Source organism: Streptomyces sp. NPDC096132 (assembly GCF_044763345.1).
GTDB lineage: Bacteria > Actinomycetota > Actinomycetes > Streptomycetales > Streptomycetaceae > Streptomyces.
Genome location: NZ_JBIWGA010000011.1, coordinates 98710 through 112268 on the forward strand (window position 1 = coordinate 98710; position 13559 = coordinate 112268).

The 13559-nt window shown below is 70.6% G+C and carries 10 protein-coding genes; 2 read left to right on the forward strand and 8 right to left on the reverse strand.

Translation table 11 applies throughout. From position 1 onward, the window contains the following. Window positions 1-30 precede the first annotated feature (30 nt). The 7 genes from ACIRF9_RS25735 to ACIRF9_RS25765 all read right to left on the reverse strand — a co-directional run bounded on the left by ACIRF9_RS25735 (window position 31) and on the right by ACIRF9_RS25765 (window position 10941). Complete coding sequence (locus ACIRF9_RS25735; protein WP_403826688.1) at window positions 31-2748, reverse strand: cation-translocating P-type ATPase; 2718 nt, start codon at window positions 2746-2748, stop codon at window positions 31-33. Beyond that, on the reverse strand, window positions 2745-3695 hold the full coding sequence (locus ACIRF9_RS25740; protein ID WP_403826691.1) for a polyphosphate kinase 2 family protein: 951 nt from the start codon (window positions 3693-3695) through the stop codon (window positions 2745-2747). Before ACIRF9_RS25740 ends, ACIRF9_RS25735 begins: the two co-directional genes overlap by 4 nt. Before the next feature lie 46 nt (window positions 3696-3741). Further along, window positions 3742-5487, reverse strand: a complete 1746-nt coding sequence (locus ACIRF9_RS25745; protein ID WP_403827146.1) for an RICIN domain-containing protein — start codon at window positions 5485-5487, stop codon at window positions 3742-3744. A gap of 91 nt (window positions 5488-5578) precedes the next feature. Next, entirely contained in the window at window positions 5579-7714 is a 2136-nt protein-coding gene (locus tag ACIRF9_RS25750; RefSeq protein ID WP_403826693.1) for a beta-galactosidase, read from the reverse strand. Between the two features lie 29 nt (window positions 7715-7743). After that, a complete protein-coding gene (locus tag ACIRF9_RS25755; protein WP_403826696.1) occupies window positions 7744-8673 on the reverse strand; it encodes a carbohydrate ABC transporter permease in 930 nt (309 codons plus the stop codon). Then, window positions 8670-9548, reverse strand: a complete 879-nt coding sequence (locus tag ACIRF9_RS25760) for a carbohydrate ABC transporter permease (protein WP_403826698.1) — start codon at window positions 9546-9548, stop codon at window positions 8670-8672. Before ACIRF9_RS25760 ends, ACIRF9_RS25755 begins: the two co-directional genes overlap by 4 nt. Window position 9549: 1 nt before the next feature. Next, window positions 9550-10941 (reverse strand): ABC transporter substrate-binding protein, encoded by a 1392-nt coding sequence (locus ACIRF9_RS25765; RefSeq protein ID WP_403826700.1) that lies wholly within the window; start codon window positions 10939-10941, stop codon window positions 9550-9552. Between the two features lie 29 nt (window positions 10942-10970). Between ACIRF9_RS25765 and ACIRF9_RS25770 the strand changes: the two genes are divergently transcribed. Continuing rightward, a complete protein-coding gene (locus ACIRF9_RS25770) occupies window positions 10971-11180 on the forward strand; it encodes a hypothetical protein (RefSeq protein WP_403826703.1) in 210 nt (69 codons plus the stop codon). Window positions 11181-11253: 73 nt separating this feature from the next. Here the strand turns inward: ACIRF9_RS25770 and ACIRF9_RS25775 are convergent, their stop codons facing one another. Continuing rightward, window positions 11254-12396 (reverse strand): LacI family DNA-binding transcriptional regulator, encoded by a 1143-nt coding sequence (locus tag ACIRF9_RS25775; protein WP_403826706.1) that lies wholly within the window; start codon window positions 12394-12396, stop codon window positions 11254-11256. A gap of 243 nt (window positions 12397-12639) precedes the next feature. Here ACIRF9_RS25775 and ACIRF9_RS25780 point away from each other — a divergent pair, with 243 nt between their 5' ends. Further along, a complete protein-coding gene (locus tag ACIRF9_RS25780; protein WP_403826708.1) occupies window positions 12640-13545 on the forward strand; it encodes an alpha/beta hydrolase in 906 nt (301 codons plus the stop codon). Window positions 13546-13559 lie beyond the last annotated feature (14 nt).

Here is a 13559-nt window from a genome sequence, read left to right on the forward strand (position 1 = left end):
GGGCCACGGGTCTTCCTGACCTCCCGGAGCTCAGGTCGAGCCGCGGGCGATCAGCTTGCCCAGCTCCCAGACCAGCAGGAGCGCGAGGGCGGCGAGAAGGGCCCAGCCGAACTGCCGGGCGTCGATCTCGGTCGTCCCGAGGACACGACGGAACCCCTCCAGCTGGGTCACGGCCACCGCCAGCACGAACTGGGTCAGGGCCACCCAGTTCATCTGCCTGCTGTCGAAGGTCGACGGGGTCAGCACGGACTCCTTCTCGCTACGGCATTCGAACGCGGCCACGACCAGGCAGAGCGCGAACGCGGTGAACGCGATCGACCGACCGGTCTCGACGCTGTCGAAGTGGACCTGGCCCAGCTTGATCAGCCCGAGCAGGAGCACGGTGATCGCCAGCCCGCCGAGCCCGACGGTGATCAGCACGGGCCGGGTGAGCACCGAATCGCCACGCGGCCGCGGCCTGCGCCGCATCAGCCCCGGGCTCTCCCGGTCGAAGCCCAGCGCGAAGCCGAAGGAGGCGTTGACCACGAAGTGGATCCACAGCACCTGCGGCGGTGTGAACGGCTCTCCCGCGGCGATGTTCAGGACGGTGGCCCCGAGGAACGTCAGGACGAACGTGACCAGCAGGAGCAGGACGAACCGGATGTACTTGGTGAGGTTGTCGTAGATCGTCCGGCCCTGCTCGACGGCGTAGACGATGGTGGCGAAGTTGTCGTCGGAGAGGATCATGCGCCCGGCGTTCTTCGCCACGTCGGTGCCGCTGCCCATCGCGATGCCGATGTCGGCGGCCTTGATGGCGGGCGCGTCGTTGACGCCGTCCCCGGTCATCGCGACGACGTCGCCCCGCTTCTTCAGGGTGTCCGCGAGCAGCACCTTGTGCTCCGGCGCGACCCGCCCCACCACCCCGATGCCGTCGATCCGGGCGAGTTGCTCCCGCTCGCTCAGGGCCGCGAAGTCGGTGCCGAGGACGGCCTCGCCGGGGATGCCGATCTGCCGGGCGATCGCCGCGCCGGTCGTGACGTCGTCGCCGGTCACCAGCCGGACCCGGATGTGCGCGGCTCGGGCGTTCGCCACGGCCGCCCTCGACTCCTCACGGGGCGGATCGACCATCCCGACGAGACTGGTCATCCGCAGCCCGGTGACGTATGCGAGCAGATCGCCGTCCGGATCGAAGCCGGCCGGGTCCAGATCGCGGGTGGCCGCGGCCATCACCCGGCGTCCCTCCCCGCCCATCCGCTCGGTCTGCGCCTCGGCGCGGCGCCGCAGTTCGCCGTCCCAGGGGACGGTCCGGCCCGCCGCGAGGGCGGTGGCGGCACGCTCCATCACCGCCGGGGCCGCGCCCTTGACGAAACACCGGACCACCGGCCTGCCGGAGGCGTCGACCGCCGAGTTGAAGGTGGCCATCAGCTTATAGCCCGGGTCGAACGGCAGGGTGGCGAGCCGGGGGAGCGCCTCACGGGTGGCGTCGGTGTCCAGCCCGGCCTTGTGGGCCAGCACCAGCAGCGCGCCCTCGGTGGGGTCGCCCACCACCTCTCCGTCCACCAGCCTCGCGTCGCCGGCCACCACGTAGGGCAGGATCGCCTCCTCGATGTCCCCGGCCGAGCCAGCGGCGCGGTGGATCTTCCCCTCCAGTCCGTAGCCCGTACCCGAGACGGTGTACCGGTCGGTGGGCGTCAGTACCTCGACGGCGGTCATCTGGTTCATCGTCAGCGTGCCGGTCTTGTCCGAGTTGATCGCCGAGGTGAACGCCAGCGTCTCGACCGACGGGAGTTCCTTCACGATGGCGTTGCGTTTCGCCAGTTTGAGGCTGCCGACGGAGAGGATCGCCTGGGTCACGGTCGGCAGCGCCTCCGGGATGGCGGCGATGGCCAGCGAGACCGCGCTGACGAACAGCGCGTCCCAGGCCTGGTCGCGGCTGCGCCCCAGGGCGAACATCACCACCATGGTCAGCCCCGCCGCCCCCGTGATCCACAGGGTCAGGGTGTCCAGCTCCCGGGTGAGGGGCGGTACCTCCTTCTCCGTGGCCGACAGCATCCCGGAGATCCTGCCCAGTTCGGTGTCCGCGCCGGTGGCGGTGACGACGAGGACACCGCTGCCGTGGGTGACCGGGGTGTTCATGAACGCCATGTCGGTCTGGTCGCCGGGCGGCAGCCGGTCGCCCACGACGGTCACGGCGTCCTTGGCGGCGGGCACGCTCTCCCCGGTCAGCGCCGACTCGTCGATCTGCAGCGCGCTGGCCTCGACGATGCGGCCGTCCGCCGGCACCTGGTCCCCGGCCGCGATCAGCACGACGTCCCCGACGACGAGTCGCTCCGCGGGGAGCTCGGCCTCCGTGCCGTCCCTGCGCACCCGCGCGGTGGCCTTCATCATCGACTTCAGCGCGTTCATCGCGCTCTCCGCCTTGCCCTCCTGACGCAGGCCCACCACCGCGTTCAGCAGGGTCAGCACCAGCAGCAGGATCGCGGTGGTCCACTCCCGGACGAGGAAGGACACGGCCGCCGCGACCACCAGGACGATCTGCATGTAGCTGCGGTACTGCGCGAGGAACCGGAGCCAGGCCGAGGGCCGCTTCTCCTCGGGCAGCGCGTTCGGACCGTGCGCGGCCAGGAGTTCGGCGGCCCGCGCCGAGGAGAGCCCGACCGCCGGATCGGCCCCGAAGGCCGCCACGACCTCCTCGGACGTACGGGCGTACCAGGCACCGTCCCGCGCGGCCGGGGACCGTTCGCCCACCGGGTGCGCCCGCGCCGTCATCGGCCGCTCTCCGGATGCCGTGACGCGTACGGATCGGCCGGAGCGCCGGCGGGGGCCTCCCGTTCCAGGTCCCGCTTGGCGGCGAGCAGATCCCCGCGTGCCTCCTCACCCACGTCGGGGTAGCGCGGGTCGATGTCCACCAGCGTGTGCGCGAGGACGGCGGCCGTGCAGATCCGCGCGAACCACTTGCGGTCCGCCGGTACGACGTACCAGGGCGCCCACCGGGTACTGGTGGCCGACAGCATCTCGGAGAACGCCCGCTGGTACTCGTTCCAGTGGCGGCGTTCGCGGACGTCGGCCGCGGAGAACTTCCAGTTCTTCTCCGGCAGGTCGATCCGCTTCAGGAAGCGGGTGCGCTGCTCCTCCTTGGACAGGTTCAGGAAGATCTTCACCACCTTGAACCCGTTGTCCGTGAGGTAGCGCTCCCAGTCGTTGATCTCCCGGTAGCGCCGCTGCCAGATGCCGGGTCCGCGCACGTCGTCCGGGAGTTTCTGCCGGACGAGGTTCTCGGGGTGCACCCGGACGACGAGCACCTCCTCGTAGTGGGAGCGGTTGAAGATCGCGATCTCGCCGCGCGTGGGCAGCCGCTGGGCGTACCGCCACAGATAGTCGTGGTCGAGTTCCTCGGCGGAGGGCACCTTGAAGCTGCTCACCCGCACGCCCTGCGGATTGACGCCGCTCATCACATGACGGATCGTGCCGTCCTTGCCGCCGGCGTCGAGCGCCTGGAGACACAGCAGCACACCGTACGTGTCCTGGGCGGCGAGCCGGTCCTGGTACTCGTCCAGCAGCTCCACCCCGCTGCGCAGCAGCTCGACCCCGTCCCGTTTCTTCAGACCGGCCTTGTAGCGGGGATCGAAGTCCCGGCCCAGCTTCACCTTCGACCCCGGCTCCACCCGTAGGGGCCGGATGAACTCCGCAATGCGTTCGGCTCTGTCGTCCGACATCACTGTCCGTTCCTCTCCGGCACGGCCGGCCCCCACGCTCATTCTCCTACTGGACGAGCTCCCAGTCCTGCGAGCCGTCCGCGAGGGCGTTCTGCAAGGTCAGCGGTGCGCCGGCGGACGCGCCGGTCAGATACAGGCTCGGGTTCCTCAGGGACTGCAGCTTGTAGAACCCGTCGTCGGTCCTGACGAGGTTCCAGCTGCCGGTGGCGCTGTTGTCGACCCACTGCCCGATCCGCTGGCCGACGGTCGCGTTGCCCGTCCAGACGGCCGCCGCGCGTCCGCCCGCCTTGTTCAGCAGCGTCACCCCTCCATTGGGCTCGGTCGTCATGTGCCAGAACTGGGTGTCCGGGTTCGCCGCGGAGCCGGGGGCCTCCAGCCGGACGTCGGGGACGTCGCCGTTGCCGAGGTTCGCGTCGTTGGTCTTGTTCCCGGTGCCGATGACCTGGTCGGTCTTGCGGTTCACCAGTTGGTGGTAGGCGCCGTCGGTGTGGCCGAGATCGACCTCGGCGAACCTGAGCGTCGAGGTGCCCTGGTTGTTGAGGATCGAGATGCGGCCGGTGCCGTCGACGTACTGCAGGCTGCGGCTGTACCCGGCCGGCGAGGTCGTCTGGTACTCCTTCCACGTGCCGTCGCCGCGTCCGGTCTCGTTGACCCAGACGTTTCCGCTGCCGGCCGCGTTGTAGACCAGGCGGCCCCCGGGAAGCCTGATGATCACCGGGCTGCCGCCGGTCGCGAGGGCGTGTGAGCCGGTGTCGACCGGGAGGGTGTTGACCCCCGTGCCGGTGGTCGAGCCGGTGAAGAACTTCAGCGGGTCGTCGGCGACCTTGTACCGGGTGTTGGCGCCGCCGCCCCAGTACTCGTAGGTGATCATCCACTTGCCGTCGGTCGTGCGGACGACGTTCGTCATGCCGGGCCGTCCGTCTCCGATCTCCGTCTTGCCGCCGCCCATGTCCTTGGTCAGTCCCGCGATGTCGACGACGGGAGAGCTCCAGTTCGCGCTGCGGCCGTCCCAGGTCTTGTGCACGAGGATCTGGCCGAGGGAGTCCGTGGCGGTGTCGTTCGCGGGGTCGAGGGTCGGGACGCCGGTGGTCGCGTCGAAGCCGGTGTAGTCGTTCTCGTCGGAGTAGTAACAGACGAGCCGGCCCTTGTAGACCATCAGGTACGGCTCCCAGAGAGGGTCCACCTGGCGGTTGGTGTTGGCGTTCGCGATGTTCTGGCCGACCGCGCCCGCGCTGCCGCCCTGCCAGCCGCCGGTGGCGACGACGTTGAGAATCTTCCAGGTGGCACCGTCGTCGGTGCTGGAGTACAGGGCGATCGCCAGGTCCTTGCGGTCTCCGTCGTTGGACGGGGTCCAGTTCGGGTCGGCCGCCTTGTGCTCCTTGTAGTAGTAGTCGTCGCCCGACACGACACTGGCGAGGAGCAGTGTGCCTTGCCTGAGGTTCCCGACGTCCTGGGGAAGGACGTAGAGGTACGGGTTGGTCCAGTTGCTCGTGTACTTCGCGTACTGAGGGTCACTGGAGAGGTACGCGGGCGCCTTGACCTCGGACAGCGGCTGCCACGACGTGCCGTCGTCGTCGCTCTTGTAGACCGGCAGGGTCTGCCCATCGGCGCTGCCCGACGACGTCACCACCGTCGACTTCTCGAACGCCGCCACCAGACGTCCGCTCGGCAGCTGCGCCGACTTGGGGTAGATCGCGCAGTTGCCGCGCCCCTTCAGACACGGCTCGCCACCGAGCTGGTACAGGGTCCCGCCCGTCGGGTTGTACGCCTGAGCGGTGGCCATGGGGATCATGAGCAGCGCCGATGCCGCGACGAGACCTGCGGGCGCACGCGTGAGTCTTCTTCTGAGCACAACCCCTCCTTCGAGGTGGATCACGGGGAGTTCAGGAGTGGAGGACGCGGACGTCCCAGGGGCCCAGGTCCAGTGCCCCGCCCGCGGGGACGGAAGCGCCGGTCAGGGCGTCGAAGAGGTCCACCGGAGCGGTGACGCCCACGGGCTCCCAGCCCCAGTTGTGGACGATGTGCACGCGGCGGCCGTCGGGTGCGGTGCCGGTCGTCGCGGTCACCGACGGCGGAAGGTCCCCCCAGGCGTGTCGGGCGGACGGCGTCAGCCACTCGGCCAGCGCGCGGCCGAGGGCGCGGCCGGGGACGGTGCCCACGTGGGTGACGCGTCCCGCGCCGTGGACGTGGGTGGTGATCGCCGGCCAGCGGCCGAAGTGCGGGTGGTCGTAGGTGACGAGCACGTCGGCGTCGGCGACGGTCAGACCGTCCGCCCAGCGGGTCGCCGTCGCGCCTTCGGGCAGCCGGAGCGGACTGCCGGGCACGGCGCGCACGGGGACCTCGCGTACGAGGTTGCTGAATTCGTCGTACGACACCCCCGCGGCGTCCGTGAGCCGGCCGGGGCCCGCTTCCGCGCGGGCCCGGGCCTCGTGGTCGGCGTAGCCGGTGCGCGGGCCGAGGACCAGGTGGCCGCCCGCGTGGGCGTAGGCGGCGAGCCAGTCGAGCGTGGCGTCGGCGGCGACGTACAGCGCCGGGACCACGAGCACCGGGTGGCGGCGGACCGCCTCCTCGGGGGAGAGGCCCGCTCTCTCGCCGCTGGGGTCGTGCAGTTGGCGGGCGTGGACGATGCGGACCTGGCGGCCGGCGTCGAAGGCACCCCGGTAGAAGGGGTCGACGATGCGGTGGTAGGCGGCTGGATCGGGCTCGCCGTCCGGCGTGGCGAGCGGTGGGTACTTCTGCATCAGCCACTTGCTCGGCGTCGAGTGGACCATCGTGATGTCCGCGTCCGGTTCGAGCCCGGCCACGAGCGATCCCGCCGCCTCGAACTCGGCGCCGAGGCGGGCGAGTTCGGCGTATGTGCGGCCGGGCCTGCCGGTGTGCGGGAGGATGCCGCCCCAGTAGGTCTCGGCGCCGAAGTGCAGTGTGTGCCAGTGCCAGTACTCGATCATGCGGGCCCCGCGGGCGACCAGCGCCCAGGCGGCCTGCCGCCACTGGCCGTCGTAGGCGGGGCGGTTGTCCCAGGGGAAGCCGATGGAGCCGGCGTTGGTCTCCGTGACCAGGAACGGCTCCTGGCGGGAGGAGAACATCCAGTCGGCGGTCTGGTACAGCGCCCACACCCCGGTGGTCTGCCACTGCTGTTCGTGGTCGTCGGGAGTGGGATCCGGCAGCAGCAGGCCGTCCTGCATGCCGTAGTACGGGTTGCCGGCCGCGATGTCGAGGCGGTCGGTCAGCTCGTCGTCCTCGACCGCCGGGCGGGTGTAGGAGATGCAGGTGGTGACGAACTGGTCGGGGCGGGCGTACTCGCGGACGATGTCGGCCTGCCAGCCGATGAACTCGGTGACCTGGCGGGCCTGGAACGCCCGCCAGGCGACGTCGTACTGCGGCTGGGCGTTGCCGTCCGGGGTCCACAGGTCGGCCCAGGTGGACAGCCGGTGCGACCAGTACACCAGACCCCACTCGCGGTTCAGGGTCTCGACGTCGCCGTACTTCTCCCGCAGGTGGTCGACGAAGCGCTGGAAGACGCCGTGGTTGTGGAAGAGCTCCAGGCCGGGCTCGTTGTCCACCTGGAAGCCGATGACCGCGGGGTGATCGGCGTACCGGGCGACGACACGGCGGACGACCCGTTCGGCGTGGAAGCGGAAGGCGGGGTGGGTGAAGTCGACCTCCTGCCGTGCGCCCCACCCGATGCGCTCGCCGGTGCGCCGCTCGCCGGTGATCTCCGGGTACTGGCGGGCCAGCCACGGCGGCACCGCGTACGTGGGCGTCCCGAGGACGACGGAGATGCCGCGCTCATGGGCGCCGTCGAGGACCGGCCGGAGCCAGTCGAGGTCGAAGACGCCGTTCTCCGGCTCCCAGGTCGACCACACCGACTCGCCGACCCGGATGACGGTGACATGGGCGTCGGCCATCAGATCGAGGTCGGTCTTGAGGCGTTCGTCGGGCCGCTCGGTGTCGTAGGGGGGCCGGTACTCGTGGTAGTACGCGGCACCGAACAGGACGCGGGCAGGCAGAGCCGCCATGAAGGAAACCTCCGAGGGGAAGAAGGGGGTTACTGCTTGACGCCACCGGTGGCCAGGCCGCTCTGCCAGTACCGCTGGAGCATCAGGAAGGCCACGACGAGCGGGACGACGGAGATCAGGGACCCGGTGACGACCAGCGCGAGCATGTCGCTGCTGGCGCCGGCCCCGCCGTTCTGCGCCTGCGCCGCCCAGGAGGCCAGACCGACCGTGATGGGGTACAGGTTCGGGTCGTTGAGCATGATCAGCGGGAGGAAGTAGTTGTTCCAGGTCGCCACGAGGGTGAACAGCAGGACCGTCACCAGGCCGGGGGCCAGCAGCCGCAGCGCGATCCGGAAGAAGATCCGGGTCTCGCCCGCGCCGTCGATGCGGGCCGCCTCCAGCAGGCTGTCGGGGACGGCGTCCTGGGCGTAGACGCGCATCAGGTAGAGGCCGAACGGGTTGACGAGCGACGGCAGGATGATCGCCCAGGGGGTGTTGACCAGGCCCGCCTTGGCGAAGAGCAGGTAGGTCGGGATCGCCAGGGCGGTGGTCGGCACCATGACCGCGCCGAGGACGAGGTTGAACGCGGCCCGGTCGCCCCGGAAGCGGAACTTGGCGAACCCGTATCCACCGGCGGCGGCGAGCAGGGCCGCGCCGACCGCGCTGACGACGGCGTACACCACGGTGTTGAGCAGCCAGTGGACGAAGACGCCGTCGTCCTGGGCGAAGGTCTCCCTGATGTTCGTCAGCAGCTGAGGAGTGTGCGAGAACCACAGGCCGAAGCTGTTGAACAGGTCCTGGGTGCTCTTGGTGGAGGCGATCAGCAGCCAGAGGAGGGGGAGGAGGAAGTAGGCCAGGGCCGCCAGCATGGCGATCGTCAGGGGCGTGCTGCGGCGGGGCCTGCGCCCTTTCGTCCGGGCGCCGGGGACCGGCTCCGTGACCGGCGGGGAGATCGTGGCCGGGGGAGTGGTGGTGGTCATGGCGTCCTCCTGCGGTTGGCGGTGAGCAGGACGGCGTAGGAGGCGATCACGATGACGAGGCCGAGGAGGAAGGACACCGTGGCCGCGTAGTTGACCTGCTGGCCGGTGAAGGCGAGGGAGTAGGCGTAGAGGTTGGCGGTGTAGGAGCTGGTGATCACGTCCGGGGCGATCTTCATCAGCAGGTTGGGCTCGTTGAACAGCTGGAAGCTGCCGATGACCGAGAAGAGCAGGGTGAGCATCAACGCCGGTCGCAGTGCGGGGAGTTTGACGGACCAGGCGATGCGCCAGGCGCCGGCGCCGTCCATCGCGGCCGCCTCGTACAGCTCGGTGGGAATGGTGCGCAGGGCGGCGTACAGGATGATCATGTTGTAGCCGACGAACTCCCAGGTCACGATGTTCGCCAGGCTGCCGAGCATCCAGCCGCCGCTGAGGAAGTCGGGCGCCGGAAGATCCAGTTTCCGGCTGAGCTGGGCGAACGGTCCGAAGTCCGGCCCGTACAGATAGCCCCACATGAGGGCGGCCACCACGCTCGGCACCGCGTACGGGACGAAGATGCCGAGCCGGATCACGCGGGCGAGGCGGAGCAGACCGCTGTCGAGCGCGAGCGCGAACAACAGCGCCAGCAGCAGCATCACCGGGACCTGGACGACGAAGAACAGAGCGACGCGTCCGATGCCGTGCAGGAACTGCGGATCGCCGAGCGCCTGGACGTAGTTGTCGAGGCCGACGAACACCGTCCCGCCGACCAGGCGCTCCTGGAACAGGCTGAGGTAGGCGGCGTAGCCGAGCGGGGCGAGGAAGAGCAGCAGGAACAGCACCATGAACGGGGCGACGAACAGCGGTCCCGCCGCCCGGCGACGGCGTGCGGCGGCCATCTCAGCTCCCCTTGACGGTGAAGCCCTGGCCCTTGGCGTACGTGGTCAGCCGCGACTGCCAGGTGCCGAGCGCGGCGACGGTGTCGCCCTTGTCCGCGAGGGACTTGCCGACGGTCTCGGTCCAGTCGGTGGCCGCCTGGTCGAGGAACGGGGGCCACTGGAAGGAGGAGTTGACCGTCGAGCTGATGTCGGCGAAGACCTGGTTGACCTTCTGGCCGCCGTAGAAGGCGGGCGCGTCGCCGGTGAACTCGGCGTCGGTGAGCAGGGCCTTGGTCGCCGGGAAGAAGAACTGCTCGGTGGCGAACATCTTCGCGCTGGCCGGGTCGCTGTTGAGGAACTGCGCGAACATCGCCGCCGCGATGGGGTTCTTGGTGGAACGGATGACGGCGGTCGTGGAGCCGCCCCAGTTGCCCGAGCTGGGCTGGGCGGCGTCCCACTGCGGCAGCGGGGCCGCCCGCCACTTGCCCGAGGTGGCCTTGGCCGAGCCGGAGAGGAAGACCGGACCCCAGGCCGCGGTCAGCCAGGTGGCGTACTTGCCCTTGTTGAGGGCGGCGTACCAGGAGTCGGTGAAGTCGGGCTCGACGCCGATGACTCCTTCCTTCGCCAGCCCGCCCCAGTAGGCGCCCAGCTTCTTCGACACCGCGTCGTCGACGCTGATGGTGATGTCGCTCTTGCCGGAGGTGACGTACGGCTTGGCGCCCGCCTGCCAGAGCAGGCCGTGCCAGGCGGCGACCTGGTTGGCGGCGAGGTTGGTGAGGTAGACGTCCGGGTCGGCCCGGTGGAGCTTGCGGGCCGCTTCGGCGAACTCGTCCCAGGTGGTGGGGACGTCGATGCCGTGCTTGTCGAAGATGTCCTGCCGGTACAGCATGCCCATCGGGCCGGTGTCCTGCGGGATCGCCCACACCTCACCGTTGCTGCCGCTGACCTGGCCCCAGGTCCAGTCCACGAACTGCGACTTCAGCGCGGAGGCGCCGTAGGGCCGCAGATCCAGCAGGCTGTCGGTGATGGTGAAGGTCGGGATGGCCTGGTACTCGATCTGGACCATGTCCGGGGCGCCGCTGCCGGCCTTCAGCGCGGTCCGCAGCTTGGTGTACTGCGGGGTGCCCTGGCCGGCGTTGACGACCTTGATCTTGACGGCCGGGTACTTCTTCTCGAAGAGGGCGACCTCCTTGGCGATGTTCGGGACCCAGGTCCAGAACGTCAGCTCGGTGGGCGTCTTCATCGCCTTGTCGATGTCGGCCTGGCCGACCGGCTTGGCGGAGGCGGAGGAACCGCCCGAGTCGCCGCCGCCGCAGGCGGTGAGGGCGGCGCCGAGCGTCAGGGCGCCCGTGGTGGTGAGGAACAGCCGGCGGCTCATCGGGGAGGTGCCGGGCAGGGACGTGTTTCTGGGCATGGTGGACTCCCGCCGAGGTGAGGGTGGAGGTGAAGGGGGCACGTCTGGCGAGGGCGTGCGCGGAGAGGGTGGAGGAGGGGGTGGACGCCACGGCCGGCGTGCACGCCGGTGAGAGCGAGGTGCGCGTCCAGGGAGAAGGAGCAGCGACCGAGGCGGAGAACCGGCTCAGGGTCCGCTGGGTTCAGGGGCGGCCCGGCGAGGTGCGGGCGGCGGGGTGCTGGGGGAGGGCGCGGGCATGATCGGTACTGCGGCTCGTCCGTCGATCACGCGCGGGGCGGTGCGGCTCTGTCGCCCGGGCCCTGTTCGCGGAGTTCAGTGGTCGCCGGCCGGGCCTCCGTTCGTGAGCGGCGGACGAGGCGTGTCCGCGGGGGACGGGGAGGCGGGGCGCCGCCCGCGCGCCGGGGTCGTCCGGCTGGGCGGTGGCGCGGTCGAGGCGCGGATGACGAGGTCGACCGGTGGGCCGCTCGACGGCAGGGGATCCGCGTCCGGGTTCTCGATGGTGTGCACGAGGCGCTTCAGTCCCTCCTGTGCCACGGCGTCGAACAACTGCCGCACCGTGGTCAGCGGGGGAGTCACATAGGCGGCGACCGGAACGTCGTCGAAGCCGACCACGCTGACGTCCTGAGGCACCCGCCGGCCGGCCTCCGCCAGCGCGCGGATCAGCCCGATGGCCATGTCGTCGTTGGCGGCGAAGACCGCGGTGACGTCCGGGTCGGCGGCGAGTTCGCGCCCCGCCCGGTATCCGGAGGCGGCCGACCAGTCGCCCGTGACGACCGGCGGTACGTCCCGGCCGTGGGCCGTCAGCGTCGCCCGCCAGCCCTCCAGGCGGTCCCGGGCGGCGTACCAGCCCTGCGGACCGGCGAGGTGATGGACCGTCGCATGGCCGAGGGCCAGCAGGTGTTCGGTCGCCGCGCGGGCCATCAGGTCGGCGCCGTCCCCCGCGGTCAGCACGGTCGGCGCGGTGACCGGCGAGGGCGCGCCGATGACGAGGACCGGCACGTCGACCCGGAGCGGGGCGTCGACCCCGTCTCCCGCCTCGTCGATCGGCTCGGAGATGACGATGCCGTCCACGCCCTGGTCGAGGAGCGAGCCGACGGCGCCCGCGACGCCGGCCGCGTCGCCCTCCATCGTGTTCACCACGCGCAGGGCGTATCCGGTGTCCCGGACGATCCGCTCGACACCCATGAGCAGCGAGGCGGGCCCGTACAGGGCGGTGCCCAGCGTCACCACGCCGATGGAGCGGGTCCGTCCGGAGGCCAGGGCCCGGGCCGCGTTGTTGCGCCGGTAGCCGAGCTGCCCGGCGGCCTCGAGGACGCGTCGGCGTACGTCGGAGGAGACGTACGGCTCGTCGTTGAAGACCCTCGACACCGTCTTCTGCGAGACCCCGGCCAGCCGGGCGACGTCCACGCTGCGCGCGGCCGCGGAGCTCCCGCCCCGCCCTGTCCCTCGCGTCATGGTGCCTCCCGGTGACCGTACGTTCCCACCGCATGATGTCAGACCCTTCTGTCTGACTTGCGTGCCTGACTGCGTAGTCATGTCTGCGCTGTCATGTCTACGCAGTCATAAGGGTGTCGTCAAGAGTTCGGACCGTTTCCGTGGCGAGGAATGGAGGCGCACCGACGGTTGCGCGTGGACCGCGAGGAGGTCATCATCAGGAATCCTGTTATTTTAACTTTGTAGCGATGGGGGGAACGGATCATGCCGATCAGTCCCAAAATCCAGGCGCGAGGGATCCAGCTGCTGCTCAGCGGCGTGATGACCCGGGTGCACAAGGACCTGCGCCTCACCGACATCCCGAAACACACCGAGACCCTCCAGGTCGAGACCGGCGCCGGACGGGTCGGCTGCACCGTGTACCGTCCGCCCGCCTCCGCCGACACCTCCGGCCGCCCCGCGCCCGTGTACGTCAACTTCCACGGTGGCGGCTTCGTCGTCGGCCGCCCCGAGCAGGACGACCACATCTGCCGCTACCTGGCCGCCAGGGCCGGCTGTGTCGTGATCAACGTGGACTACGCCGTCGCCCCGCAACGGCCGTTCCCCGTACCCGTGACCCAGGCCTACGACGTCACCGCGTGGGTCGTCGAGAACGGCCCCGCCCACGGCTGGGACGGTTCGAGGCTCGCCGTGGGCGGCCACAGCGCCGGCGCCAACCTGACCGCCGGGGTCTGCCGCACCGCCCGGGACCGGGGCACCTTCTCGCCCCTCCTGCAGATCCTCGACTCCGCACCGCTCGACCAGCTCGCCGACCCCGCCACCAAGCACTCACCGATCCCCAAGCCACTGCTGGCCCCGGGCCTCATGCGCGTCTTCGCCGCCGCCTACGTCCCCGATCCCGCCGACCTCGCCCACCCGCTCGTCTCACCCGGGCTGGCCGACGACCTCGCCGGACTGCCACCCGCCCTGGTCATCACCGCCGAGTACGACCGGCTGCGCGACGAGGGCGACGCCTATGCCAAGGCCCTGGACGCCGCGGGCGTCCCGGTCACCCACCGCGTCTTCGAGGGCGTCGACCACTACTTCACCCACACCGGCCCGGTCCCGGCGGCGAAGGAGGCCCTGGAACTCATGGCCTCCACCCTGCGCACGGCATTCGCGGGGTATTGACATCCCCGGCGTCT

Coding starts and splice junctions, on each gene's coding strand:
- ACIRF9_RS25735 (WP_403826688.1), bottom strand. CDS start 2,748: ATGACGGCGCGGGCGCACCCGGTGGGCGAACGGTCCCCGGCCGCGCGG.
- ACIRF9_RS25745 (WP_403827146.1), bottom strand. CDS start 5,487: ATGATCCCCATGGCCACCGCTCAGGCGTACAACCCGACGGGCGGGACC.
- ACIRF9_RS25740 (WP_403826691.1), bottom strand. CDS start 3,695: ATGTCGGACGACAGAGCCGAACGCATTGCGGAGTTCATCCGGCCCCTA.
- ACIRF9_RS25780 (WP_403826708.1), top strand. CDS start 12,640: ATGCCGATCAGTCCCAAAATCCAGGCGCGAGGGATCCAGCTGCTGCTC.
- ACIRF9_RS25755 (WP_403826696.1), bottom strand. CDS start 8,673: ATGACCACCACCACTCCCCCGGCCACGATCTCCCCGCCGGTCACGGAG.
- ACIRF9_RS25765 (WP_403826700.1), bottom strand. CDS start 10,941: ATGCCCAGAAACACGTCCCTGCCCGGCACCTCCCCGATGAGCCGCCGG.
- ACIRF9_RS25750 (WP_403826693.1), bottom strand. CDS start 7,714: ATGGCGGCTCTGCCTGCCCGCGTCCTGTTCGGTGCCGCGTACTACCAC.
- ACIRF9_RS25760 (WP_403826698.1), bottom strand. CDS start 9,548: ATGGCCGCCGCACGCCGTCGCCGGGCGGCGGGACCGCTGTTCGTCGCC.
- ACIRF9_RS25775 (WP_403826706.1), bottom strand. CDS start 12,396: ATGACGCGAGGGACAGGGCGGGGCGGGAGCTCCGCGGCCGCGCGCAGC.